Origin of the sequence: Mycobacterium sp. IS-836 (assembly GCF_001954275.1) — a bacterium.
Lineage (GTDB): Bacteria > Actinomycetota > Actinomycetes > Mycobacteriales > Mycobacteriaceae > Mycobacterium.
In genome coordinates this window covers 1-25,769 of record NZ_MBEU01000094.1, presented here as the reverse complement: position 1 = coordinate 25,769, position 25,769 = coordinate 1, and the positions used below count along the sequence as shown (strand labels likewise).

24 protein-coding genes and 2 pseudogenes are annotated in these 25,769 nt (G+C 66.2%); 13 read left to right on the top strand and 13 right to left on the bottom strand.

Features of this window, described 5'->3' with window-relative positions:
• Positions 1–11: 11 nt before the first annotated feature.
• On the bottom strand, positions 12–785 hold the full coding sequence (locus A5747_RS24145) for a TIGR03084 family metal-binding protein (RefSeq protein ID WP_076129092.1): 774 nt from the start codon (positions 783–785) through the stop codon (positions 12–14).
• Between the two features lie 12 nt (positions 786–797).
• Positions 798–2,084, bottom strand: coding sequence for an MFS transporter (locus A5747_RS24140; protein WP_076128987.1), 1,287 nt, complete (start codon positions 2,082–2,084; stop codon positions 798–800).
• A 140-nt stretch (positions 2,085–2,224) separates the two neighbouring features.
• On the opposite strand from A5747_RS24140, the gene A5747_RS24135 reads away from it, so the two are divergent.
• Positions 2,225–2,827, top strand: a complete 603-nt coding sequence (locus A5747_RS24135) for a YqgE/AlgH family protein (RefSeq protein WP_076128985.1) — start codon at positions 2,225–2,227, stop codon at positions 2,825–2,827.
• A 20-nt stretch (positions 2,828–2,847) separates the two neighbouring features.
• On the opposite strand, the gene A5747_RS24130 is transcribed toward A5747_RS24135, so the two are convergent.
• Both A5747_RS24130 and A5747_RS24125 read right to left on the bottom strand, forming a co-directional pair.
• Positions 2,848–3,189 carry a hypothetical protein gene (locus A5747_RS24130; protein WP_076128983.1) on the bottom strand — a complete coding sequence of 114 codons (342 nt, stop codon included), beginning with the start codon at positions 3,187–3,189 and terminating at the stop codon, positions 2,848–2,850.
• Positions 3,190–3,257: 68 nt separating this feature from the next.
• Positions 3,258–4,340, bottom strand: a complete 1,083-nt coding sequence (locus A5747_RS24125) for an LpqN/LpqT family lipoprotein (RefSeq protein WP_076128982.1) — start codon at positions 4,338–4,340, stop codon at positions 3,258–3,260.
• A gap of 177 nt (positions 4,341–4,517) precedes the next feature.
• Between A5747_RS24125 and leuS the strand changes: the two genes are divergently transcribed.
• Entirely contained in the window at positions 4,518–7,430 is a 2,913-nt protein-coding gene (gene leuS / locus A5747_RS24120) for a leucine--tRNA ligase (protein WP_076128980.1), read from the top strand.
• Here the strand turns inward: leuS and A5747_RS24115 are convergent.
• The 8 genes from A5747_RS24115 to A5747_RS24080 form a co-directional block, all read right to left on the bottom strand.
• On the bottom strand, positions 7,427–8,098 hold the full coding sequence (locus A5747_RS24115; protein WP_076128978.1) for an SDR family oxidoreductase: 672 nt from the start codon (positions 8,096–8,098) through the stop codon (positions 7,427–7,429). The two genes, leuS and A5747_RS24115, sit on opposite strands and share 4 nt — an antisense overlap.
• A gap of 57 nt (positions 8,099–8,155) precedes the next feature.
• Positions 8,156–8,647: a MarR family winged helix-turn-helix transcriptional regulator gene (locus A5747_RS24110; RefSeq protein WP_076128976.1), complete on the bottom strand. Its 492-nt coding sequence runs from the start codon at positions 8,645–8,647 to the stop codon at positions 8,156–8,158.
• Positions 8,648–8,765: 118 nt separating this feature from the next.
• A complete protein-coding gene (locus tag A5747_RS24105; protein WP_076128975.1) occupies positions 8,766–9,497 on the bottom strand; it encodes a GntR family transcriptional regulator in 732 nt (243 codons plus the stop codon).
• Positions 9,498–9,608: 111 nt separating this feature from the next.
• Positions 9,609–10,394 (bottom strand): LLM class F420-dependent oxidoreductase, encoded by a 786-nt coding sequence (locus A5747_RS24100; protein WP_076128973.1) that lies wholly within the window; start codon positions 10,392–10,394, stop codon positions 9,609–9,611.
• A gap of 16 nt (positions 10,395–10,410) precedes the next feature.
• The gene (locus A5747_RS24095) at positions 10,411–11,313 is read right to left on the bottom strand and encodes an alpha/beta fold hydrolase (protein ID WP_076128971.1); all 903 of its coding nucleotides are present in this window, start codon (positions 11,311–11,313) and stop codon (positions 10,411–10,413) included.
• 43 nt (positions 11,314–11,356) lie between these two features.
• Positions 11,357–12,454: an inositol-3-phosphate synthase gene (locus tag A5747_RS24090; protein WP_076128969.1), complete on the bottom strand. Its 1,098-nt coding sequence runs from the start codon at positions 12,452–12,454 to the stop codon at positions 11,357–11,359.
• Between the two features lie 59 nt (positions 12,455–12,513).
• Positions 12,514–13,056, bottom strand: coding sequence for a PadR family transcriptional regulator (locus A5747_RS24085; RefSeq protein WP_076064568.1), 543 nt, complete (start codon positions 13,054–13,056; stop codon positions 12,514–12,516).
• A gap of 149 nt (positions 13,057–13,205) precedes the next feature.
• Complete coding sequence (locus tag A5747_RS24080; protein WP_076129091.1) at positions 13,206–14,087, bottom strand: DUF1707 domain-containing protein; 882 nt, start codon at positions 14,085–14,087, stop codon at positions 13,206–13,208.
• Between the two features lie 125 nt (positions 14,088–14,212).
• On the opposite strand from A5747_RS24080, the gene A5747_RS24075 reads away from it, so the two are divergent.
• From A5747_RS24075 to dnaB, 9 genes and pseudogenes are all read left to right on the top strand, one after another.
• Positions 14,213–14,638: a DUF5318 family protein gene (locus tag A5747_RS24075; protein WP_076128967.1), complete on the top strand. Its 426-nt coding sequence runs from the start codon at positions 14,213–14,215 to the stop codon at positions 14,636–14,638.
• A complete protein-coding gene (locus A5747_RS24070) occupies positions 14,631–17,222 on the top strand; it encodes a transglycosylase domain-containing protein (RefSeq protein WP_142245719.1) in 2,592 nt (863 codons plus the stop codon). Before A5747_RS24075 ends, A5747_RS24070 begins: the two co-directional genes overlap by 8 nt.
• A pseudogene (locus A5747_RS24065) lies at positions 17,219–18,905 on the top strand (glycosyltransferase family 87 protein); the annotation flags it as partial. The gene A5747_RS24070 and the pseudogene A5747_RS24065, both read left to right, overlap by 4 nt.
• Positions 18,862–19,503, top strand: a complete 642-nt coding sequence (locus A5747_RS24060) for a DJ-1/PfpI family protein (protein WP_076128961.1) — start codon at positions 18,862–18,864, stop codon at positions 19,501–19,503. The pseudogene A5747_RS24065 and the gene A5747_RS24060, both read left to right, overlap by 44 nt.
• Positions 19,504–19,617: 114 nt before the next feature.
• Positions 19,618–19,908 carry a 30S ribosomal protein S6 gene (rpsF, locus tag A5747_RS24055; RefSeq protein ID WP_044509152.1) on the top strand — a complete coding sequence of 97 codons (291 nt, stop codon included), beginning with the start codon at positions 19,618–19,620 and terminating at the stop codon, positions 19,906–19,908.
• A 110-nt stretch (positions 19,909–20,018) separates the two neighbouring features.
• On the top strand, positions 20,019–20,531 hold the full coding sequence (locus tag A5747_RS24050) for a single-stranded DNA-binding protein (protein ID WP_076064573.1): 513 nt from the start codon (positions 20,019–20,021) through the stop codon (positions 20,529–20,531).
• Between the two features lie 41 nt (positions 20,532–20,572).
• Entirely contained in the window at positions 20,573–20,827 is a 255-nt protein-coding gene (gene rpsR / locus A5747_RS24045) for a 30S ribosomal protein S18 (protein ID WP_076064574.1), read from the top strand.
• Between the two features lie 30 nt (positions 20,828–20,857).
• The gene (gene rplI, locus A5747_RS24040; protein WP_076128959.1) at positions 20,858–21,316 is read left to right on the top strand and encodes a 50S ribosomal protein L9; all 459 of its coding nucleotides are present in this window, start codon (positions 20,858–20,860) and stop codon (positions 21,314–21,316) included.
• Positions 21,317–21,851: 535 nt separating this feature from the next.
• On the top strand, positions 21,852–23,228 hold the full coding sequence (gene dnaB / locus A5747_RS24030; RefSeq protein WP_076064576.1) for a replicative DNA helicase: 1,377 nt from the start codon (positions 21,852–21,854) through the stop codon (positions 23,226–23,228).
• Positions 23,229–23,354: 126 nt separating this feature from the next.
• Here the strand turns inward: dnaB and A5747_RS24025 are convergent.
• Positions 23,355–23,519: pseudogene (locus A5747_RS24025) on the bottom strand (NAD(P)(+) transhydrogenase (Re/Si-specific) subunit beta); the annotation flags it as partial.
• A gap of 86 nt (positions 23,520–23,605) precedes the next feature.
• Here A5747_RS24025 and A5747_RS24020 point away from each other — a divergent pair.
• Both A5747_RS24020 and A5747_RS24015 read left to right on the top strand, forming a co-directional pair.
• A complete protein-coding gene (locus tag A5747_RS24020) occupies positions 23,606–24,925 on the top strand; it encodes an adenylate/guanylate cyclase domain-containing protein (protein ID WP_076128957.1) in 1,320 nt (439 codons plus the stop codon).
• Between the two features lie 244 nt (positions 24,926–25,169).
• Positions 25,170–25,598, top strand: a complete 429-nt coding sequence (locus A5747_RS24015) for a cellulose-binding domain-containing protein (protein WP_076128955.1) — start codon at positions 25,170–25,172, stop codon at positions 25,596–25,598.
• Positions 25,599–25,769 lie beyond the last annotated feature (171 nt).

Genomic DNA, 25,769 nt, shown 5'->3' with positions numbered 1-25,769 from the left:
TCGTAAGCCGCTCAGCGACCGGGACCCGGTGGGCCGGCGAAGGCCTGCCCGATCTCCAACCACCGCTGCGCGTCCGCACCGACCGCCGCGAGATCCAGAGTCCTCAGCGGGCGCCGCTGGGTGACCAGGAAGCAGAAGTCTTCCGCCGAGCCCGTCACACGTTGGACCGCATCCGGCGGTCCCCACGACCACGTGTCCCCGCCGGGCCCACGCAGCTCGACCAGGAACGGCTCGACCGGCGGTGTCAGACCGTTGACCATGAACGCGTAATCGCGGGTCCGGACCCCCAGGTGCGCAATCGATCGGAGCCGATCCGTGGCGGGCCGCGTGACACCCAGGGCATCGGCGACGTCCAGTCCGTGGGCCCAGGTCTCCATCAACCGCGCGGTGGCCATCGACGCCGCGCTCATCGGCGGCCCGAACCACGGCAGTTTGCGCCCGTCGGCGACCGAGAGCAGCGCCTCGTGCAACCGGGCGCGGGTCCCCCGCCAGTCGGCAAGCAACTCGGCGGGCGCCACGGCTGCCAGCTCCTCGGCACCGGCGTCGACAAAGCCAACGGGATCCGCGGTCGCGGCCGCCAGCAGATCGGCGAATGCGGCCTCGTCGGTGATCGCGGTCAGGGCAACCCGGTCGGTCCAGAGGAGGTGTCCGATCTGGTGTGCGATGGTCCAGCCGGGCGCCGGCGTGGGGTCGGCCCAGCGATTGGCCGGAAGCGGCGTCACCAACGCGTCGAGGTCGTCGCTCTCCGCACGCAAGTCGGCCACAATCGGTCCGGGTCCCGCCATCATCGCCTCACCTTAGCCACCGTTCACCGGCTGCCCGCGCCGGCCGACGATGCTGTGAACGACCAGCCCAAGTAGATACAGCGCCGATCCGAACAGCACGAACCCGGGCGCGTGCCCGTCTTTGGGAATCACGGTCGCGGCCAACGTGATCGAGACGATGAAGGAAACCCAGAACAAGGCGTCCTGTACCGCGAACACGTGGCCGCGCAATGCATCGTCGACGTCGATCTGGATCGCCGAATCGGCGCACAGCTTGATCATCTGGCCCGTCACGCCGAGAAAGAAGCTGCATGCCACCATCACGGGAAGCCACAGCCCCGCCCCGCTGCCTTCGATCAGCGCGGCCGCGGTCAGCGCGCCGTTGGCGGCCGCGTAGCGCCCCCAGCGCCGGACCGTGGGTGGGGTCAACACTGTCGCCAGGAATGCTCCCAACCCCGAGGCGCCGAAGAACACCAGCGCGATACCCAGCCCGCCGGCCGCCGGATGTTTCATGTGATGGGCCAGCAACAAGATCAGCAGCGAGTTGATGCCGACCACCATGCGGTGCGCGGCGAGGCCGGACAGTGTTGCTGCCACGGTCGGGTAGCTCACAACCGTGCGCGCGCCGTGCAGCCAGCCCGTGATCACCGCATAGACGGCCGACCCGTGGATCGCGCGTTTGGTGTCGTCCGGGCCGAGCGCCTGGGGCGCGAACCGCCACGACAGCACCAACGCCGTCGCCACAGGGATCGCGGTGAGAAAAATGACGACCGCCGCTCCCCTATCGCCGGCGCCGACGACAAAGCGCGGCACCAGCATGAAGTTGGCGCCGAGGAAGGCGGCGACGGCACCGGCGGCGGTGGCCATCGAGTTCATGGTCACCACCTGTTCGCGCGGAACGACGTGTGGCAGCGACGCCGATAGCCCCGATGCCACGAACCGGCCCAAGCCGTTGGCGACCAATGCTGCGATGAGCAGCGGCATTTCGCCGGCCCGGACAGCGAGAATCGTGCCGATTCCGGCGATCAATATCAGGCGGCCGATGTTGGCGCCGACAAGGACAAGCCGCCGATCCCAGCGGTCCATCAGTGCCCCGGCGAATGGTCCCAGCAGTGAGTAAGGCAGAAACAGCACGGCGAACGCGCGCGCGATGTCCATCGGGTCCGCGGCCCGGTCGGGGTTGAACAGCAGCGCTCCGGCCATCCCCGCCTGGAACAGGCCGTCGCCGAACTGACTCGCCATGCGCAGCTGCAGCAATCGCCAGAAATCCGGCAAGCCGCGCACCGACCGCCATAGTTCGACGCGTAGGTGCGTGCGCATCCGGGTTTGAACCACAGAACCGACTTCCACGATTATGGACGCGGGCCGCCGATCTCGACGCCGCTGCAATAACAGTACAAATATGGCTGGGGCGGACCCGTTTCCACCGGACGGCGCTCCCGGGGTGCGATGATGGTGACGTGCCGCCTGAAGATCCAGAGGACTATGTCGCACCCGCCGCGCAGCGCGTGCGTGCGGGTACGTTGCTGCTGGCCAACACCGACCTGCTGGAGCCGACATTTCGGCGCAGCGTGATCTACATCGTCGAGCACAATGACGGGGGCACCTTGGGCGTGGTGCTCAACCGGTCCAGCGAGACCGCGGTCTACAACGTGTTGCCGCAGTGGGCCAAACTCGCCGCCAAACCGAAGACGATGTTCATCGGAGGGCCCGTCAAGCGTGACGCGGCCCTTTGTCTGGCCGCGTTGCGGGTGGGCGCCGACCCCGACGGCGTGCCGGGCCTGCGGCATGTGGCCGGACGGATGGTGATGGTCGACCTGGACGCCGAGCCCGACCTGATCGCGCCCCTGGTGGAGGGAGTGCGAATCTTCGCCGGCTACTCGGGCTGGACGATCGGTCAGCTCGAAGGCGAGATCGAGCGGGACGACTGGATTGTGTTGTCCGCGTTGCCGTCCGACGTTCTTGTCGGCCCGAGGGCGGACTTGTGGGGGCAGGTGCTGCGCCGCCAGCCGCTGCCGCTTTCATTGCTGGCGACCCACCCGATCGACATCAGCCGAAACTAAGGCTCAACCGCTACGCATTTTCAGTTGCAGGCCTGCGTGCACATTGTGCAGTTGCCGGCGCAGCCGGCCGAGGCCGCTTCCCGGCGTAGCGCGAAGCGCGCGCTCTGCCATGATCCGGCGGCGAGCGTGCCGAAAGCGCCTACGACACAGACGATCACCACCACCAAGGCGGTCTGTGGGGAGGCGGCCAGCGCGACGACACCGCCGGCGGCCAGCATGATCGCGACGGCCAGCTGTGTCGGCGCCAAGGCGCGCAGCGCCAGCTGCTTGGTGCCAACCGTCTGGCTGTGGGAGAGCGACCAGGTTCCGAATCCGGCGGAAGCCACCGCCGCACACACGCACACCAGACCCGCGATCAGCATGGGCTCACAATACGAGTCCTGCCGTCGATCCGCGCGCCCGGCTCCACAGGGCTCGGGTCGGCGCCGCGTCAGCGCTGCTGGAGGAAACTGAAGTTCGGCAGCGGCGGCAGGCCGGGCACCATCGTCAATAAGTTGGGTCTGGGCTGCGCTGACGGCATTGGCGCCGCCGCTTGTGCGGGCAGTCCGACGGGTGCCGCATTCACGGTCTGCCCCGGCAGCCCGACGGGCGCCGCACCGGCGGTCTGCCCCGGAACCGCAACCGGCGCGTTACCCGGCGCCCGGGCAGGCGCGGGGGCCGACGCCCCGGGCGCGGCGGGCGGGGCCCCGGGCACGGCCACCCGGAACCCGTTGACGATCGCGTCGGTGGCGGGTGCGTCGGCGACCGCCTGCGTGCGATCGGTGGTTACGGACAGCGTGACCAGGTACTTGTCGTGACCCGAGGTGGCGATGACGTTGCGCCGCGAGGTATTGAGCAACATGTCGCCGTCGCGGTATGTGCCCTCGATGACCGACGAGGGGAAGCCGCCGAAATCGGCCATCGAGGCGTTCGTGGTCTGCCACGCGAGCAGCTTCTGGCTGTCGACGTAGCCGTGCGTCATGGCTTCCTTGGGATCAAAGTTGCCGACCAGCTTGTAGACCACGACCTGCGCATTCGACGTGTACACGCTATTGCCCTGCCGGTCCGCGATCACCGCGAACGCATCGGGCACGTTGGGGTCGGGTACCTGTGTCCACCGCGGCGGCACCGGCAGGGTGATGTCGAGAGCGTTGAATCCCTGCGGTTTCTGCGCCTCGAGCTTGACGCCCTTCGTTTGCAGATACTCACGGATGGTCCCGGAGACGGCCGGCGTCGCCGAGGGCGGCACCGGAGCCGCGGCAGCGGGTCCCGGGGCGGCGGGTGCGGCCGCGGTATTGGGCGGATTGAATGGGTTCGCCGACGGCGGGGTGGCGGTGAATCTGTTCCCGTTGACCGCGCCGGGACTGATGACATTCTGTGGCGCCGGCGCGGCGGCACCGGGGCCGACGGGCATCGGTGGGGGTGCTGGAACCAAGGGCTCCGCCGAGGCCTGGGCGCCCGAGAAAAGCGCGACGCCGATCAGGCCGGCCACCAGACCCCCTAAAACCCGGTAATTCGGGGTGATCTGAATCATGGCGTCGGTCCTTCCCAACGGCTCAGGCGTTACTACAGAGGCCGACTGTAACCAGTGGTCAAGCACCGTGAATAGGGCCGAAATAGACCTGGGATGAACCTCTGATCGGCGCGCAACGCAACCGAGACCAACCTGTGGCCGGCGGGACTGCCGAGGCCGCCCTTATACCCTGTTCAGGTGACCGAATCCCCGACCGGCGCGCCCGGGAGCAACCCGGCCCGCGCTCCGACGGACTCCGACGCGCCGCCATACCGCTACACCGCGGAGCTGGCGGGCCGCATCGAGGGCGCCTGGCAGGACAACTGGGCGCGGCTCGGGACGTTCAACGTGCCCAATCCGGTCGGCTCGCTGGCTCCAAGCGACGGTTCGCCGGTGCCCGACGACAAGCTGTTCGTGCAGGACATGTTCCCGTATCCCTCCGGCGAAGGGCTGCACGTCGGGCACCCGCTGGGTTACATCGCCACCGACGTCTATGCCCGTTACTTCCGCATGACCGGGCGTAATGTGCTGCACGCGTTAGGTTTTGACTCTTTCGGGCTGCCCGCCGAGCAATACGCGGTGCAAACCGGTACTCATCCGCGCGCCCGGACCGAGGCGAATGTGGTGAATTTCCGGCGCCAGCTGGGCCGGCTGGGTCTTGGTCACGACAGCCGGCGAAGCTTTTCCACCACAGACGTCGACTTCTACAAGTGGACTCAGTGGATTTTCCTGCAGATCTATAACGCCTGGTTCGACACCGCGGCGGGCAAGGCGCGCCCGATCGCCGAGCTGATCTCCGAATTCGATTCCGGTGCCCGCCCCCTCGACGACGGCCGGGACTGGACGAAGCTGTCGGCGGGGGAGCGGGCCGACGTGATCGACGGCTACCGGTTGGTCTACCGAGCGGACGCGATGGTGAATTGGTGTCCGGGCCTGGGCACGGTGCTGGCCAACGAGGAGGTCACCGCCGACGGGCGCAGCGACCGGGGTAACTTCCCGGTATTCCGGAAACGGTTGCGGCAGTGGATGATGCGTATCACGGCCTATTCCGACCGGCTGCTGGACGACCTCGAGCTGCTGGACTGGCCGGAAAAGATCAAAACCATGCAGCGCAACTGGATCGGCCGATCCCGGGGTGCGCAGGCGCTGTTTTCCGCGACCAAAACCAACGGCGACGTCACCGATATCGAGGTGTTCACGACCCGGCCCGACACCCTGTTCGGTTCCACATATCTGGTGCTGGCCCCCGAACACGATCTGGTCGACGACCTGGTCGCCTCCGCCTGGCCCGACGGGGTGGATCCCGCATGGACGTACGGGTCCGCCACCCCCGCTGAGGCCGTCGCGGCATACCGGCGTGCGATCCGCGCGAAGTCAGACCTCGAGCGCCAGGAGAGCAGGGACAAAACCGGCGTCTTCCTGGGCAGCTACGCGACCAACCCCGCCAACGGAAAGCCCGTGCCGATCTTCATCGCCGACTACGTGCTGGCCGGGTACGGTACCGGGGCCATCATGGCGGTCCCCGGCCACGACCAGCGCGACTGGGAATTCGCCCGAGAGCTGCACCTGCCGATCGTGGAAGTCATTGCGGGCGGCGATATTTCGGAGGCGGCATACACCGGTGACGGCGTGCTGGTGAACTCCGGCCACCTCGACGGAATGGACGTGGCGGCGGCCAAGGAAGCGATCATCGCCCGCTTGGAAGCCGAAGGCCGCGGCCGGGCGCGCATCGAATACAAACTGCACGACTGGCTTTTCGCACGGCAGCGCTATTGGGGTGAACCGTTCCCGATCGTCTACGACAGCGACGGTCGCCCACATCCGCTGGACGAGGCGGCGTTGCCGGTCGAGCTGCCCGATGTGCCGGACTATTCGCCGGTGTTGTTCGACCCCGACGACGCCGCCAGCGAGCCGTCGCCGCCGCTGGCCAAGGCGACCGAGTGGGTGCACGTCGAGCTTGACCTGGGCGATGGCCCGAAGCTCTACACCCGCGACACCAACGTGATGCCGCAGTGGGCGGCCAGCTCCTGGTACGAGCTGCGCTACACCGACCCGCATAACTCGGAACGGTTCTGCGCCAAGGAAAACGAGGCGTACTGGATGGGGCCCAGGCCGGCCGAACACGGCCCGGACGATCCGGGCGGCGTCGACCTGTACGTCGGCGGCGCCGAACACGCGGTGCTGCACCTGCTGTATTGCCGGTTCTGGCACAAGGTCTTGTACGACCTCGGCCATGTGAGCTCCCGGGAACCCTATCGGCGGCTGATCAACCAGGGCTACATCCAGGCCTTCGCCTACACCGATGCTCGCGGATCGTATGTCCCGGCGGACGAGGTGATCGAACGCGGCGGCGGCTTCGTCTATCCGGGGCCCGACGGCGAAATCGAAGTCTTTCAGGAATTCGGCAAAATCGGTAAGAGCCTGAAGAATTCGATCTCGCCCGACGAGATCTGCGACGAATACGGTGCGGACACATTGCGGGTGTACGAGATGTCGATGGGCCCGCTGGAGGCGTCCCGGCCCTGGGCCACCAAGGACGTCGTCGGTGCTTACCGCTTCCTGCAGCGGGTATGGCGGCTGGTGGTCGATGAGGGCACGGGCGAAACAAGGGTGGCCGACGACGCCGGCCAGCAAGACCTGGACACCGGCACACTGCGCTCGCTGCACCGCACCATCGCCGGCGTAACGGAAGACTATGCGGCACTGCGCAATAACACCGCGGCCGCCAAGCTGATCGAGTACACCAACCACCTGACCAAAGCGCATCGGGATTCGGTGCCCCGCTCGGCGGTGGAGCCGCTGGTGCTGATGTTGGCGCCGCTGGCCCCCCACATGGCCGAGGAGTTGTGGCTACGCCTTGGCCACGCAACGTCGTTGGCGCACGGCCCGTTTCCGGCCGCCGACCCGGCCTATCTCGTCGAGGACACCGTGGAATACCCGGTGCAGGTCAACGGCAAGGTACGCGGTCGGGTGGTGGTGGCCCCCGACGCCGGAGAGGACATCCTGAAAGCCGCCGCGCTTGCCGATGAAAAGGTCCAGGCGTTCCTCGCTGGCGCCACCCCGCGCAAGGTAATCGTCGTTCCGGGCCGGCTGGTCAATCTGGTCGTCTAGACCCGTCTAGGTCGGAGCACCACCTCGTGGATGTGGCCGTCCGGCGGCGTGGCCACCACGCTGGCGACCGCGGCAGCGACGGTTTCGGGCCGCAGGAAGTTGGCGGGGTCGTACTCGCCGCCTTCGAACGCGACCAGTTCACGCTGCATGGTCGTGTCGGTGCGGCCCGGATATATCGTGGTGACCCGCAATTCCGGCTCGTCGTCGCGCAGCGAGTCCGCGAACGCGCGTAACGCGAACTTGCTGGCCGAATAGGATGCCATGCCCGGCGAGACCTTGCGCCCCGCGCCGGAGTTGACGAACACCACCTGACCGCGGGCGCTCCGCAATGCCGGCAAGAGCGCCAGCGTAAGAGCCACCGCGCCAAAGACATTCACGTCGAAGGTGGCGCGCCACTCTTCGACACCCGACTCGGCGACATGGCCCGGGATCGAGACACCGGCGTTGTGCACTAGCACGTCGAGGGCATCCACGATTTCGCAACTGGATTCGATCCCGTCGGCATCGGTCAGGTCCAATGGAAACGTTGTGGCGTCGAGGCGCTCCGCGATGGCATCCAGGCGATCGGAGGGCCGACCGGCCAAGAGCAGTGTGTGCGTCGGCGCCAGCGCGGTGGCGATGGCGGAACCGATACCGCCGCCGGCCCCGGTGATGAGAGCAGTGGGCATGCCGCCAGTCTACGGACGCCACCAATGACGTTGCGAAACAGTCAGTTTCGCGGCCGCTTACGCGGTCGATTCCCCCGAAGGGGTGGGCGCAGCTTCGCCGGAGGCGAGGCGCTCCAGCGGCGCCAGCGCCTTCATCAGGGTGTTCAAGTCGGACTCGGGCAGCTGACTGAGCATCGCCGCGAGGGCGGCGTGCCGGTTGGCCAGCGACTCGGCATGGACCGCGCGCCCACGCGGGGTGATGTCGACGAGCACGGCGCGCAGGTCCGACGGGTCGCGCGAGCGCTTCACCAGCCCGATCTTCTCCAACCGTCGAATCGCCACTGTCGTGGTGGGCGTCCGTACGCGCTCGTGTGCGGCCAGATCCGTCATCCGGATGGGCCCTTGATCGAGCAACGTGATCAGGATCGAGAGCTGCGCCAGCGTTAGGTCGCCGGCCACGGCACCGCTGGGGTCGCCGCGGCGCAGAATCGAAAACAGTTTGGACAGCGCACGGTGCAATCCCTCCGCAAGCTCCGTCACTTCGGGCACGGTGGAAGTGCTGTCCGCCATAGTTTGGCAGTCTAACCGGATATCGGGTGCGTACAAGGTAGCTATTGCCGACCAGTTTTAGAACCGGATTTCACGACTTTGCATCCCGTTTCGCAAAGTGATGACTGGGCCGCTCTTTTCAGAGCGCGATCGACGGCTCGGCGCAGGCGGCGTCGACGCCGGCGAGTATCCGAAGAGGCGCGGCGCCAACGGTTTCGGCGGGGGTGAATACTCTGCGCCGGTACAGTTCGGCCAGCATGGTCTGGGCCATCAAGTGGGAGCGACCGATGCATGCGGCCCGGGCGGCTTCCGGGTCGCGCCGGTAGATGGCGGAGGTTTCGTCTTCGTAGAACGGCAACATGTCGTCGCGGCTGCTCTGGTATGTCATCCAGAACACGCGCGGGATGAGGTTTTGCGAGGCGCGAATGGTGGCGTGCAGCCGCGGGCCCGCGTACTCGTCGTTGACGGTGCGGCGGTATTCCCGAGCGATTTCGGAAAAGGCCCGCCCTTCCTTCGCGCCGCGCAGCGATCGCATGAGCGCGTCGATTTGTCCCAGGATCCGCGGCGTCGGGTTTTCCGCGGCGCGGGCTGACGCTATGCCGTTGAGCAGACCGTCGAGTTCGTGATGCTCGAGGACCGTGGCCTCGTCGAACCGCTCGACGAAAGCTCCCCGGTGATAGCGCGTGGAGACTATGCCGTCGTGTTCGAGTTGCACGAGCGCCTCTTGAATGGGGACACGACTTACGCCCAGCCCAAGCGCGATCTCGTTGCGGTCGACGCGGTCGCCGCTGCGCAGCTTCCCGGTCAATATCAGGTTGAGAATGTGGTTAACAACCTGGTCTTTTTCTTTGACCCCGTATTTCTTCGGCATCAGTCTCTTTCAGAATGTGCACCTGCAATCAGCGGAGGAAAGTTTCTCACGACTTGGCACGCGCGTGCAGGTTTTTCGCCGATGAATTGGAGCAAACCTCGAATCGAGGGATTAGCGCTTATCGCGCCACTTGCACAGTGACTCGGCGGCACTTAGGTCGTAGTCCGGGCCGTTGACGCCGACCGTCAGCAGCGTGGCGCCGAGGCCGACGAGGGTTTCGGCGTCGCCGATCAGCGAGCCTGAGTTTCCAACCGCGGCCGAGCGTTCGATTTCGGCCGGGTCACGCCCAACGTCGGCGCAGTGGCGTCCGAGAACTGCCGACTTGGCCGGGAACTCGTCGGCCGAGGAAAAGCTGTGCCAGATACTCGCGTGCTCGGCGACGAGCCGCAGGGTCTTGCGTTCACCCCCGCCGCCGATCAGGACCGGGATGTCACGGGTGGGCGCCGGGTTGAGCTTGGCCAGCCGCGCCTTGATCCGGGGCAGGGCCTCCGCCAGGTCGTCGAGTCGGCTGCCCGCGGTGCCGAACTCGTAGCCGTACTCGTCGTAGTCCTTTTGCTTCCAGCCCGATCCGATGCCCAGGACGAGCCGGCCATCCGAAATGTGGTCGACGGTGCGGGCCATGTCGGCCAGCAGCTCCGGATTCCGGTAGGAGTTGCACGTCACCAGCGCGCCGATTTCGATGCGCGACGTCTGCTCGGCCCAGGCGCCCAGCATGGTCCAGCACTCGAAGTGCGGGCCGTCGGGATCCCCGTAGAGCGGGAAGAAGTGGTCCCAATTGAAGGCGATGTCGACGCCGATGTCCTCACAGCGGCGCACGGCGTCGCGAAGATGGCCGTAATGCGGGGCGTGCTGCGGTTGCAGCTGCACGCCGATGCGGATGGGGCGCTCAGCAGTCATGTGTGCAACCGTAGTCTCAGTGTGCCTCGAGCACCCCGCGCACCAGATCGATCAGTGCGCGCGGCTGATCGCTTTGCACCGAGTGCCCGGAATTCTCTACGACGTGTGCAGTTCGGAAATGCTTTGCGCGCCTTCGGAGTTCGGCCGCGTCGTCGTCGGTGACGAAGCCCGATGAGCCGCCGCGCACCAATGTGATCGGCGCGGACAGGGCGTCGACGTCGTCCCACAGGCCGGCGAAGTCGGGGAACGTTCGGATGGCGTCATAGCGCCACGTCCAATTTCCGTTGTCGAGCCGGCGGGAGTTATGGAACACGCCCCGGCGCAGCGCCGTCACCTCGCGGTGCGGCGCGGCGGCGATCGTGAGGTCCAGCATCGCCTGGAAGCTCGGGAACTCCCGCTCGCCGTGCATCAGCGCGACGGTGCCTTGCTGCTCTTTGGTCAGCTCGGCGTGCCGTTGCAGCGCTGACGGGGTCACGTCGATGAGGACCAATTCCGGCACCAGCTCGGGCGCGACAGCGGCCAGCCGTATCCCGGTCAACCCGCCCAGCGACATGCCCACCACAAGGTCGACGGTCGGTGCGAGCTCGCGCAGCGCCGGCACCAGGGTCTCGGCGTTGTGCTGCGGTGAGTAGTCGCCGTCCTCACGCCAGGCGGAATGTCCATGACCGGGAAGGTCGACCGCAAGCGCCGGCTCCCCGACGCCGACGATGACCGTGTCCCATGTGTGCGCGTTCTGCCCGCCGCCGTGCAGGAAAACGATCCGCGACGGCGAGTCACCCCATTGCAGTGCGCTAATTGGACCGGAATCGATCCGCCGCACCTGCGGCAGAGGTCCTGAAACCCCGGCCTGCTCGGCGTTCTCGGACAGCAGCGCGAACTCGTGCAGTCCAACCAGTTCGTCCTCGGAGATCTCGGTCACGATCTCCGACTCTATGCGTCACGCTGGCGTGACGCTCGACCCACTACGCCCCGATGATGAACTCTTCGAGCTGGGCGCGCGCGACGTCGTCGGGCAACTGCTGCGGCGGGCTCTTCATGAGGTACGCCGAAGCGGGCACAACCGGTCCGCCGATGCCGCGGTCCTTGGCGATCTTCGCGGCGCGCACCGCGTCGATGATGACGCCCGCCGAGTTCGGCGAATCCCACACCTCGAGCTTGTACTCCAGGTTCAGCGGTACGTCACCGAATGCACGGCCCTCCAGGCGGACGTAGGCCCACTTGCGGTCGTCGAGCCAGCCGACGTGATCGGACGGGCCGATGTGCACGTCTTTGGTCTTGAACTCGCGCTGCAGGTTGGACGTCACGGCCTGGGTCTTGGAGATCTTCTTCGACTCCAGCCGCTCGCGTTCGAGCATGTTCAGGAAGTCCATGTTGCCGCCGACGTTGAGCTGCATGGTGCGGTCGAGCTGCACGCCGCGGTCCTCGAACAACTTGGCCATCACGCGGTGGGTGATGGTGGCACCGACCTGGCTCTTGATGTCATCCCCGACGATCGGGACGCCCGCGTCGGCGAACTTCTTGGCCCACACCGGGTCCGAGGCGATGAACACCGGCAACGCGTTGACGAACGCCACCCCCGCGTCGATCGCGCATTGGGCGTAGAACTTGTCCGCCTCCTCGGAGCCCACCGGCAGGTAGGAGACCAGCACGTCGACGTTGTTCTCCTTGAGCACCTTGACCACGTCGACCGGCTCGGCGTCGGACACCTCGATGGTGTCGGCGTAGTACTTGCCGATGCCGTCAAGCGTCGGGCCGCGCTGCACCGTCACGTTGGTGGGCGGCACGTCGGCGATCTTGATCGTGTTGTTCTCCGACGCGAAGATCGCCTCGGACAGATCGAAGCCGACCTTCTTGGCGTCGACGTCGAACGCGGCCACGAACTTCACGTCGCGAACGTGGTATTGGCCGAACTTCACGTGCATCAAGCCCGGCACAGTGCTGTTCGCGTCGGCGTCGTAGTAGTACTGGACGCCCTGAACAAGCGAGGACGCGCAGTTTCCGACGCCGACAATGGCGACTCGTACATCCGTCGACGCCTTTGGCGCGTGTTGCTCACTCATTAGGGCGTTCTCCTAACTCAATAACGTGGTGTCGCTGTATTCGGGTTTGTGCAAGGGGGTTACGTCTGCTCGGTGAGGCCAGGCATGGCCCGTTCCGCAGCAATGAGCTCGTTGAGCCACTTGACTTCGCGCTCGCTGGACTCGAGCCCGAGTTGGTGAAGCTGGCGGGTGTAGCGATCGAACGAGCTGCTGGCCCGCGCCACGGCTTCACGCAGACCTTCTCGGCGTTCCTCGACCTGGCGGCGGCGGCCTTCCAGAATGCGCATCCGCGCCTCCGCCGGGGTGCGGTTGAAGAAGGCCAGGTGTACCCCGAAGCCGTCGTCGGTGTAGTTGTGCGGACCGGTGTCGGCCACCAACTCACCGAAGCGTCGACGGCCCGCCTCGGTCAGTTGGTAGACGCGCCTTGCCCGCCGGACCGGAGTCCCGGCCGGGGCGGCATCCTCGGCAATCAACCCGTCGGCCTGCATGCGCCGCAGGGCCGGGTAGAGCGAGCCGTACGAAAATGCACGGAAGGCGCCGAGTAGGCCGGTCAGCCGTTTCCTTAGCTCGTAACCGTGCATGGGCGATTCGATCAGAAGCCCCAGGATGGCGAGCTCCAGCATCGACTCACCCCCTTTGCTTGGCTGGTTACGACGGTCCGACGCCTCGCGTCATCGTATCGTTTCGATATATTAGCCACAACAGCACCTGGTGTTGGTGTGCTGTTGATCACCGCGAAATGTGCCCGGCCGGGGGTCACCGGATAGGCCGTCTAGGTGGGCAAATCCAACCGCTTGACGGTGCCGTCGCCCGCGAATGTGATCGAACCACTGCCGTAATCGCTGGAAACGTACAGGGACAGCGACAGTGCCCCCGGCGCCGTGGGATCCTTCCCGGGCTCAATGATCAGGTACATGGTTCGGATGTCGGCCTGCTTCATGTGCAGGGTTTCGGGGGCGCCGCGCATGATGCCCACGGTCGCCGCGATGTCGAACTTGCTGAGATCCGCCGTCACAGGCCCATCGACGGAGCTCTTGGCGGAACTGGTCGGATCGCCCCACCCGCCGCGGTAGGTGTAGTCGAGCACACGTCGGTCGTCGGATGGGTCGGGGCGGTCGAGGCTGGCATACGTCGGGTAGATCACCAGCCGATAGCCGACGGTATCCCCGAACCTCTTGCGGGTTTGCTCCATCAGGCCGGTAAGCCCGCCGACCGAATGCAGCTGCGTGGGCGGGGTCAGCACGACGGGGGCCACTCCGTCCGGTTTGGCCCCGGGGTCCTCGCGGCCGTTGCCGAAGTCCAGCGGCGAGCCGGCGTTGCCGTAGAGGCCCCATCCGATTCCGACTCCCAGTAGCACCGAGACGACGAACGCGGCGACCAGCATGACCCATCCGCTGACTTTCGTCGGCGGCTTGGCGCCCCGCAGCTTGGCCGGGGCGTTGTTCACCTGCAGGTCGGCCAACAGCGCCCGCAGATCACCCAGCGTGACCGCATTGGTGGCGCCGCTGACTCGTTGCCGGTGTTCTTCCCCGGACAGTTCACCGTCGCCCAGGGCGTTGTCGAGAATCGCGCAGGCGTCTTGCCGATCGGTGTCCTTGGCGCGGGTGGTCGACGTCGTCCCGCCACCGACCGGTGCTCCCAACCATTTCGCCACGGCCATGATCGTAGAAGGCCGAGCCGAGTTCGGCACCGGATGTGACGAGCGATTACGGCGCCTCAGCCAGAGCGACGGCGTTGGTTGCATATCGGCGGCCGGCATCGCGACGTACTCTGGTCAGCGTGCGACTGCAGCGACAGGTGGTGGACTACGCGCTTCGGCGGCGCGCCGTGCTGGCCGAGGTGTACTCCGGCCGCACCGGTGTGTCCGAGGTGTGTGACGCGAACCCCTATTTGCTGCGCGCCGCGAAGTTTCACGGAAAAACCAGCCAGGTGATGTGCCCGATCTGCCGCAAGGAGCAGCTCACATTGGTGTCGTGGGTGTTCGGCGAGCACCTGGGCGCGGTGTCGGGCTCTGCGCGGACGGCCGAAGAGTTGGTCTTGCTGGCCACCCGGTACGACGAGTTCGCGGTCCACGTGGTGGAGGTGTGCCGAACCTGCAGCTGGAATCATCTGGTCAAGTCGTATGTGCTCGGCGCGGCACGCCCGCCAAAGGGCACGCGCGGCACCCGGACTGCGCGCAACGGCGCCCGCACGGCCATTGAGTAACGAAGGGCGCCACGACCAGTCGTCCGGTGAGGCGAGCGGGCCAGCGACTGAGCGCGTGGGCAAGCATGCGAGCACCGACCGCCCGGACGATGGCGCGCCCCAGGAGCCCCGCCCCCGTCGGCCGCTTCCTCCCGACGACCGGATGACGACGATCCTTCCGCCCGTCGTCGACGACCGGAGCCCCAGGCGGCGCGATCCGCTCGATGAGGTCAAGGCCGCGCTGGACGCTCCGCCGTCGAAACCGCTGCCGACCGACGCGATCGATGAGGTCAAGGCCGCGCTCGACGGCCGCTCGCCAACGCCTGGGCGGCGCCACCGTCCCATGTCCGGTCAGCGGCCACCGGCCGGACCACCGCCTCCACCGCGCCGGCCCGGTGGGCCCGGTGATCCGATCGGACCGGACCCGCGGGCTGCAGGGCCGCGGCCGGACTGGAGCTGGGTCGACCAGATCAATTGGCGGTGGGTGCGCCGCGCGGCCTACCTCACCGCGGCGGTGCTGGTGTTGCTGCCGATCGTCACCTTCACGATGGCGTACTTCATCGTCGACATTCCCAAACCGGGCAACATCCGGACCAACCAGGTCTCGACGATCCTGGCCAGCGATGGTTCGGAGATCGCGAAAATCATTCCCCCGGAAGGCAATCGGGTCGATGTAAACATCAACCAGGTGCCGGTGCACGTGCGCCAGGCGGTAATCGCCGCCGAGGACCGCAACTTCTATTCCAACCCGGGCTTTTCTTTTAGCGGATTCGCGCGGGCGGTGAACAACAACCTTTTTGGCGGCGGCGATCTGCAGGGCGGTTCGACGATCACTCAGCAGTACGTGAAGAACGCCCTGGTCGGTTCCGCCCAACACGGGTTCAGTGGACTGCTGCGCAAGGCCAAGGAGTTGGTCATTGCCACCAAGATGTCGGGGGAGTGGTCCAAAGACGATGTGCTGCAGGCCTATCTGAACATCATCTACTTCGGGCGGGGGGCCTACGGGATTTCGGCCGCCGCCAAGGCCTACTTCAACAAGCCCGTCGAGCAGCTCACCGTGGCCGAGGGCGCACTCTTGGCGGCACTGATTCGGCGCCCGTCCTCACTGGACCCGGCCGTCGATCCAAAGGGTGCCGCGGCCCGCTGGAACTGGGTGCTGGATGGCATGGTGGAAACCAAGACGCTGTCGCCGAGTGATCGCGCGGCACAAGTCTTTCCGCCCACGGTGCCGCCCGATCAGGCCCGCGCGCAGAATCAGACGACCGGCCCCAACGGGCTGATCGAGCGTCAGGTGACCAGGGAACTGATGGAGCTGTTCAACATCGACGAGCAGACCCTCAACACGCAGGGTCTGCAGGTCACCACCACCATCGACCCGAAAGCCCAGCAGGCGGCGGAGAAGGCGGTCTCGAAATACCTCGACGGGCAAGACCCGGACATGCGGTCCGCCGCGGTGTCTATCGACCCGCACAACGGCGCGATACGCGCCTACTACGGCGGTACCGATGCCAACGGTTTCGACTTCGCTCAGGCCGGCCTGCAGACCGGATCGTCGTTCAAGGTGTTCGCACTTGTTGCGGCACTCCAGCAGGGGATCGGCCTGGGCTACCAGGTCGACAGTTCCCCGCTGACGGTGGACGGCATCAAGATCACCAACGTCGACGGCGAGAGCTGCGGAACCTGCAACATCGCTGAGGCGCTGAAGCTTTCGCTCAACACCGCCTACTACCGGCTGATGCTCAAGCTCAAGAACGGGCCGCAGGCGGTCGCGGACGCCGCGCACCAAGCCGGTATCGCGAAAAGCTTCCCGGGCGTCGAGCACACGCTGTCCGAGGATGGCAAGGGCGGGCCACCGAACAACGGGATCGTGTTGGGGCAGTACCAAACTCGACCGATCGACATGGCGTCGGCCTACGCCACGCTGGCGGCGTCCGGTGTGTATCACCGGCCGCATCTGGTGCAAAAGGTCGTCAATGCCGATGGGCAAGTCCTTTTCGACGCCGGTGGCTCGGACAACAACGGCGAGCAACGTCTCGACAAGGGCGTGGCGGATAACGTCACCGCGGCGATGCAGCCGATCGCCGCCTATTCGCGTGGCCACTCCCTGGCCGGCGGGCGCGCGTCGGCCGCCAAGACCGGCACGGTGCAGCTGGGTGACACCAAAGCCAACAAGGATGCGTGGATGGTCGGATACACGCCGTCGCTCTCGACGGCTGTATGGGTGGGCACCGTCCAAGACAACGTGCCACTGGTAACCGCTTCGGGCGCAGAGGTTTACGGTTCGGGCCTGCCGTCGGACATCTGGAAGGCGACGATGGACGGCGCGCTGAAGGGCACCTCGAATGAGACCTTCCCCAAACCGAGCGAGATCGGCGGTTACGCCGGCGTGCCCGCCGCGCCGCCTCCTCCGCCCCCGCCGCCGTCCGAGCAGGTCATCCAGCCCACCGTCGAGGTAGCGCCGGGGATCACCATCCCCGTTGGTCCACCCACGACGATCACGGTCGCGCCGTCGCCACCACAGGCTCCGGGTGGCGTCCAATCGGGCGGTCCCCAGCCGGGTGGCCCACCGCCCGGGGGCCCGCCATTCCTCCAGCCGCCACCGTGACCGGCGCTCGGCAGCAGAGCGCCATTTCGCCGCGACCGCTGGCCGCGGATTTGCGTAGCGCCGGCAACCGCGATTGCCCAAGCCACACCGATTCTCTGGGTGCCGCCCTGGCGGATGTCATCGGCGGACCGGTGGGTCGGCACGCGCTGATCGGGCGCGCCCGGCTGATGACTCCGCTGCGGGTCATGTTTCTGATCGGGCTGGTGTTTCTGGCCCTCGGCTGGTCGACGAAGGCGGCCTGCCTGCAGAGCACCGGTACCGGGACCGGCGATCAGCGGGTTGCCAACTGGGACAACCAACGCGCCTACTACGAGTTGTGCTACTCCGACACGGTGCCGCTCTACGGCGCGGAACTGTTGAGCCAGGGCAAGTTTCCGTACAAGTCGAGCTGGATCGAAAGCGACAACAACGGTTCGCCGCAGAACCGCTATGACGGCCAGCCGGCGGTGCGATACATGGAGTATCCGGTGTTGACCGGTCTTTATCAGTACGCGTCGATGGCGGTGGCCAAAACCTACACCGCGCTGAGCAAGGTAGCCCCCCTTCCGGTGGTCGCCGAGGTGGTGGTGTTCTTCGACGTCGCGGCCTTCGGCCTGGCGCTGGCCTGGCTCGCGACCGTCTGGGCGACCGCGGGCCTTTCCGGCCGTCGCATCTGGGATGCGGCGCTGGTGGCGGCCTCACCACTGTTGATCTTTCAGATATTCACCAACTTCGATGCGCTGGCAACGGGATTCGCGCTCGCGGGACTGCTGGCATGGGCGCGCCGCAAACCCGTCCTGGCTGGCGCGCTCATTGGGTTGGGCGCCGCGGCCAAGCTGTACCCGCTGTTGTTCCTCGGCCCGATGCTGGTGCTGGGAATACGGACCGGGCGCCTTCGTGCCTGGACCCGCACCGCCGCGGCCGCCGCGGCGACCTGGGCGTTGGTGAATTTACCTGTGTTGCTGCTCTTTCCGCGAGGATGGTCGGAGTTCTTCCGGCTCAACACCCGCCGCGGCGACGACATGGACTCGCTCTACAACGTCGTCAAATCATTCACCGGCTGGCGCGGTTTCGATCCCAAGCTTGGTTTCTGGGAACCGCCCACGGTGCTCAACACGGTTGTTGCGGTGCTGTTCGTACTGTGCTGCGCGGCAATCGCTTTCATCGCTCTGACCGCTCCGCAACGGCCGCGGGTGGCGCAGTTGGCGTTTCTGGTCGTGGCGGCGTTTCTGCTGACCAACAAGGTGTGGAGCCCGCAGTTCTCCCTCTGGCTGGTACCGCTGGCCGTGCTGGCCTTGCCGCACCGCCGAATACTTCTGGCGTGGATGACGATCGACGCGGTGGTGTGGGTGCCGCGCATGTATTTCCTGTACGGCAACCCGAACCGCGCGCTGCCGGAGCAGTTCTTTACGACGACGGTGTTGCTGCGCGACATCGCGGTCATGGCGCTGTGCGCGTTGGTCATCCGGCAGATCTACCGGCCGGACGAGGACCTGGTGCGCTGGGGTGGACGGGTGGACGATCCGGCGGGCGGGCCTTTCGACCGCGCCCCCGACGCCCCGCCCGGTTGGCTGCCGGACTGGCTACGCCCGCCCGCACAGCGACACCGGCCCGAACCCGCCGAAAGCGGCGCGGAAACTGCGGCCGCCGCGAGCCAGCCATGACGCAGGTCGCGATTCCGCTTTTTCCGCGCTTCACCGCGCTCGACGCCGTCGGGCCTTACGAAGTGCTGCAACGCATTCCATCGATCGATGTGGTATTCGTCGGGCACCGCCGCGGCGAGGTGCGCACCGAAAACGGGATGCTGGGCATCACGTGCGACGCCACATTCGACGAAGTCGGCGCCCCCGACGTCGTGGTGTTCCCTGGCGGCATCGGAACCCGCGGGCTGATTCACGACGACGCAATTCGCGCCTGGCTGCACTCGGTACACCCGAGCACCGCATTCACCACCTCGGTGTGCACCGGTGCGCTGTTACTCGCCGGCGCGGGTCTGCTCGATGGGCTCACCGCGACGACGCACTGGCGGGCCGCGGACCTGCTCAACGAGTTGGGCGCGCACTATGTGCCCGAACGCGTCGTCGAACATCTGCCAGAGCGGATCATCACCGCCGCGGGGGTGTCCAGCGGCATCGACATGGCGCTGCGCCTGGTTGAACTGCTCGTCGATCGTCAGGCGGCGCAGGCCGCGCAGCTTCTCATCGAATACGACCCCCAGCCGCCGTTCGATTCGGGCGCGCTCGCTAAGGCAGACGAGGCGACCGTGGCCCGGGCCAACGAATACCTGCGCGCCCGGCAGTAACGATTTCGCTGCGCAGAGCACCTTCCGGTACCCTGGGGCGGTTGCCGACGCAGGCGACCCTCCTGCCACGGATCGACCGTGGCCGCGCAGACCAGAGGAGGTGGTGAGGTTTCCATGCGTCCATACGAAATCATGGTCATTCTTGACCCCACGCTCGACGAACGAACCGTCGCTCCGTCGTTGGAGACGTTCCTCAACGTCGTCCGCAAGGACGGCGGCACCGTCGACAAGGTCGACATCTGGGGTAAGCGGCGGCTGGCGTACGAGATCGCCAAGCACGCCGAAGGCATCTACGTCGTCGTCGATCTGAAGGCCGAGCCGGCGACGGTGTCCGAGCTCGACCGACAGCTGAGCCTCAACGAGTCGGTGCTGCGCACCAAGGTGATGCGCACCGATAAGCACTAAGCGGACCTCAAGGGCGGCGCTGGCTGCCCGCTGTCGTCAGGCTTGCGTAGGCTCAGCGAGGAACATGCTCATGACCATCGATCGTCTCCAGGCGGATCCAGGAGGAAATTGTGGCTGGTGACACCACCATCACCGTTGTCGGAAACCTGACCGCTGACCCCGAACTGCGGTTCACCCCGTCGGGCGCCGCGGTGGCGAACTTCACCGTGGCATCGACGCCGCGGATCTATGACCGCCAAAGCGGGGAATGGAAAGACGGGGAGGCGCTGTTCCTGCGGTGCAACATCTGGCGCGAGGCCGCTGAGAACGTCGCGGAGAGCCTCACCCGCGGGGCGCGGGTGATCGTCAGCGGGCGGCTCAAGCAGCGCTCCTTCGAGACTCGCGAAGGCGAGAAGCGCACCGTCGTGGAGGTCGAGGTCGACGAGATCGGGCCCTCGCTTCGCTACGCCACCGCCAAGGTCAACAAGGCCAGCCGCAGTGGCGCCGGCGGCGGTGGCTTCGGTGGCGGTGGCGGTTCGCGCCAGGCGCCGGCAGCGCAACCCAGCGGCGGCGGGGACGACCCGTGGGGCAGCGCCCCGGCGTCGGGCTCCTTCGGCGGCGGCGACGACGAACCGCCGTTCTGATCAAACACACTTCAGCAGTAGGAAACGAAAGAAAGACAGACATGGCCAAGTCCAACAAGCGGCGCCCGGCTCCGGAAAAGCCGGTGAAGGCGCGCAAATGCGTCTTCTGTGGCAAGAAGGAACAAGCGATCGACTACAAGGACACCGCGCTGCTGCGCACGTACATCAGCGAGCGCGGCAAGATCCGGGCGCGTCGCGTGACCGGCAACTGTGTGCAGCACCAGCGGGACATCGCGCTCGCGGTGAAGAATGCCCGCGAGGTGGCCCTGCTGCCCTTCACCTCCTCGGCGCGATAGCCGCCGAGGCTCAACCGAAAGTACGAAACGATGAAGCTGATTTTGACGGCCGATGTCGACCACCTCGGCGCCGTCGGCGACACCGTCGAGGTCAAGGACGGGTACGGCCGAAACTTCCTGCTCCCGCGTGGCCTGGCGATTGTCGCCTCGCGCGGCGCGCAGAAGCAGGCCGACGACATCCGCCGCGCCCGGGATACCAAGACCGTGCGCGACCTCGAGCACGCCACCGAAATCAAGACGGCCATCGAGGCGCTCGGCCCGGTTTCGCTGCCGGTGAAGACCGCGGCCGACTCGGGCAAGTTGTTCGGCTCGGTGACCACCGGTGACGTGGTCGCGGCCATCAAGAAGGCCGGCGGACCCAATCTCGACAAGCGCATCGTCCGGCTGCCCAAGACGCACATCAAAGCCGTGGGCACGCACCCGGTGTCGGTGCACCTGCACCCCGAGATCGATGTCGAGGTCGCGCTCGAGGTCGTCGCGGAGGGCTAACCCCGCGGCGTTTGCTCGATGCCGACGGGCGATCGCCCGGCTCGGCCGGCGCCAAATCTTAGGCGCTTCGAGGGCACTGTGTGCCCGCTTTGACGATGGTTCAGCGGTGGGTCTGGCGAACTATTTCCGGTGCCCTCCAGGAGGGGCCCCTTAACCCGCCCTTAACGTGCCGAAAATGTGGCCGAAAGCCAACACGCCCGACACGGTAACCTGCGGCGACACGCCGAAGAGATTCTTGTCCACACCAATTGTGCGGTGTTGTACTGCGCGTATCTGCAGCGATGTCAGGACGCCCGAGATTAATCCACAGGTTCTCCACACCCCGTTCAACACAGGTGTCGACGGATATGCACACACGATGCACAGCGTTATGAACAGTGGCCCCTTTAAGTACTTGCCAGCAACGTTTACCGTCGTCCCGGCGCAAGGCTATTCGGGTGCTTGAGTCGGGGGGCGTCAGTGCCCGGGCTTACGCTCTCAATACCGGGTGTCGAATGTATGTTCGGATACTCTGTGACGGAGGGAGGTGAGAGCCATGGCGGTGGTCGATGACTTAGCGCCGGGCATGGACGCCTCGCCTCCCAGTGAGGATTACGGCCGGCAGCCGCCGCAGGATCTGGCCGCCGAACAGTCGGTGCTGGGCGGCATGCTGCTCAGCAAGGACGCCATCGCAGATGTGCTGGAGCGGCTGCGGCCCGGCGACTTCTACCGGCCGGCGCACCAGAATGTCTACGACGCGATCCTGGACCTCTACGGCCGTGGGGAGCCCGCTGACGCGGTGACGGTCGCCGCGGAGCTGGACCGCCGCGGGTTGCTCCGCCGGATCGGCGGCGCGCCGTACTTGCACACGCTGATCTCGACGGTGCCGACGGCCGCCAATGCGGGCTACTACGCCGGCATCGTGGCCGAGAAGGCGCTGTTGCGCCGGCTCGTGGAAGCCGGCACGCGGGTGGTCCAGTACGGCTACGCCGGCGCCGAGGGCGCCGATGTCGCCGAGGTGGTCGATCGTGCGCAGGCCGAAATCTACGACGTCGCCGATCGTCGGCTTTCCGAAGACTTCGTTCCACTCGAGGACCTGCTGCAGCCGACGATGGACGAGATCGACGCGATCGCCTCGAGCGGTGGTCTGGCGCGCGGCGTGCCGACGGGCTTCACCGAACTCGACGAGGTCACCAACGGCCTGCACCCCGGGCAGATGATCATCGTGGCGGCTCGTCCTGGAGTGGGCAAATCGACACTTGGATTGGATTTTTTGCGGTCGTGTTCGATCAAGCACCGGATGGCCAGCGTCATCTTCTCGTTGGAGATGAGCAAGTCCGAGATCGTAATGCGGCTGCTGTCGGCGGAGGCGAAAATCAAGCTGGCCGATATGCGTTCGGGCCGGATGAACGACGACGACTGGACGCGGCTGGCGCGGCGGATGAGCGAAATCAGCGAGGCCCCACTGTATATCGACGACTCGCCCAACCTCACCATGATGGAAATTCGCGCCAAGGCGCGCCGGTTGCGGCAGAAAGCCGACCTGAAGCTGATCGTGGTCGACTACATGCAGCTGATGACGTCGGGCAAGAAGCACGAGTCGCGCCAGGTCGAGGTGTCCGAATTCTCAAGGCATCTCAAGCTTTTGGCGAAGGAACTCGAGGTTCCGGTGGTCGCGATCAGCCAGCTCAACCGCGGTCCCGAGCAGCGCACCGACAAAAAGCCGATGCTGGCCGACCTTCGCGAGTCGGGATCACTGGAGCAGGACGCCGACGTCGTGCTGCTGCTGCACCGGCCGGACGCGTTCGAGCGCGACGACCCGCGCGGGGGAGAGGCGGATTTCATTCTCGCCAAACACCGCAACGGCCCGACCAAGACGGTGACCGTCGCCCATCAACTGCACCTGTCGCGATTCGCCAACATGGCGCGGTGAGGTTCGTCCGTTGTCGGTTCCCATTTCGCATGTCATGTTCCCCTCTCTGAATGTCATGTTGGACACGAAAGTGGGGACTTCGGACTCATCATGAGTTGAGGAAGCTCGGGCGGCGGGCACGCGGTCAGCGCCTTCAGCGTTGATTTCGCGGTGCTCGCCGTAGCCCTTGTCCTCGGTCGGGCCGGCCTCGATGCCGAAGCCTCCGGCGATGACGGAGATGAACGACCGGTTCATGGCCTTGCTCATGATGCAGGACAGGTACGCACCGGAGGAGCCGACGAGGGCATCCGTCGTCGCGCACCAGCGACGGGTCCAGGGACTGATCGGCCTGCGCGAATACCAGCTGACGCCCGCTTCGGGTTCGATAGGCTTTCTGGGTGGCAGCCGATGTCGATGCCGCAGATGCCGCAGCCGCGGAGCCCTACGGCCCGCTGCTGCGCCTGAAGTCGGCAATAGTGGATCGCGACCGGCAATTCGCAGACAGCCAGGCCCGGCGTCATCGAGTCCTCAGCATCACCACATGGATGGCCGCCGCGGTCTGCGCCAGCTTCGCGGTGATTGAAGTGATGACGACCCGACTGTGGCCCATCGCGGGGTTCAACGTCGTGGCAGCCCTGATATTCGCGCTGGTTCCTCTGCTGTACCGCTTTGGTGAGCTGATGGCGCCGCTGACCCTGGTTGGCATCGCCGACGTGTTCATGATCGTGGTCGGCTGGACGGTCGGGACCCACACGGGGGTCGCGTTCTTCTTCGTGATGTCGGGGCTCGTGGCGGTGATGGTGCTGGGCACCGAGCACATCGTGACGGCCTCCCTTGTGGTGACCAGCAGTGCCGCTCTGATCATCACGATCAACTATGTCCGGCCCGTTCGCACCCGCGCGCAGCCGGTGTGGGCAATGGATCTCGGCTTTGCGATCTCGGCAGTCGCCGCCTGCGGAATGGTGATGGCGACGGTCTGGTACACACAGCGCGAGATGGACGGGGCGAAGCGAGCGATCGAGCTGGAACACGAACGCTCCGAGGCGTTGCTCACCAACATCTTGCCGACCACTATCGCAGCGCGGCTCAAGGACCCGACGACCACGATCATCGCCGACAAGTACGACGAAGCCTCGGTGTTGTTCGCCGACATTGCCGGCTTCACCGAGCGCGCCAGCCGCACCACGCCGGAGGAGCTGGTGACGCTACTCAACCGCGTCAACGGCGAATTCGACCGTCTCGTCGAGCGCCACGGGCTGGAAAAGGTCAAGACCACCGGCGACAGCTACATGGCGGTCAGCGGCGTACCGCAGCCGCGGCCCAATCACCTGGAGGCGCTCGCATGTCTTGCGCTCGATTTGGCCGACGCGTCGAACAGGCTTACCGACCACATCTGGCAGAAGGTGCCCATCCGCATCGGACTGAGCGTCGGTCCCATGGTGGCCGGCGTCGTTGGCACCAGCCGATTCTTCTACGACGTGTGGGGCGATGCAGTCAATGTCGCTTCCCGCATGGAGTCCACCGGCGTCGAAGGGCGGATTCAGGTCCCGCTCGACGTGTACGAACGGCTCAAGGGGGAGTTCGTATTTGAGGAACGCGGCGACGTCGTGGTGAAGGGCAAGGGTGTGCTGCGCACCTGGTTCCTGGTCGGCCGGCGTGCGTCCGACGCGGTTGGTCAGCCATCGCGACAACCAGCTGTTCAGGGTGAGGGGCAGTGACGGCACCCGTAGCCGTCGGACCCCAGACCGCACACTCGGCTAACACTGCCCTAGGACAGCATCGATCGGCATCGATCAGCTATGGGCCAACCGGGCGGCCAGCTCCGAAGCGGCTGTCGCGCAACGACAAATGAGAACGTACATCCGGCCAAGATTTCATGTCGGTTTCGGTTGGGCAAAGGTACTGCAGCTTACTCGCGATGCGAGGGCCGATACCGCCTGTTTGGTTTTAGTGTTGGCTGCTATGGCCCGACTGAGGAATTACGTGAAGCGCTGCGGCGCAGCGCTTCACGTAGTGCTGTCGGCAGTGCTGGTTGGCGTCCTCGGACTCGCAGTCGCCCCGGTAGCTCATGCGGCCGCAGCCGCGGCGACGTTCACCGTGGAACATACGTGGCAGACGGGTTTCATCGCCCGCTTCGCCGTCACCAACGGGAGCATGGCGCCGTTGAGCGATTGGAAGCTCGAATTCGACATGCCGGCAGGACAATCGGTCGTGCACACCTGGAATAGCACCGTTACCCAATCTGGCACGCACTATGTTCTCTCTCCCGCGAATTGGAATCGGGTCATTGCACCCGGCGGTTCAGCCACGGGTGGCCTACGAGGCGTGCTGACCGGCACCTACACGCCACCGTCGAATTGTGTGCTCAACGGGCAATATCCCTGTAGCTAGTCCCGACTGCGCACTGAGGCTCGACGGCCTGCAACCACCAAGCTCAGGGCCGCAACGATCGCCAGCAACGGGTGCACGATCCGGTCGCGCACGTCGACCGGTACCACCCCGAACAGGTCGGCGCCGTGGAACACCTCGAGAACCGTCGCCACCGCGTATACGGCCCCGACC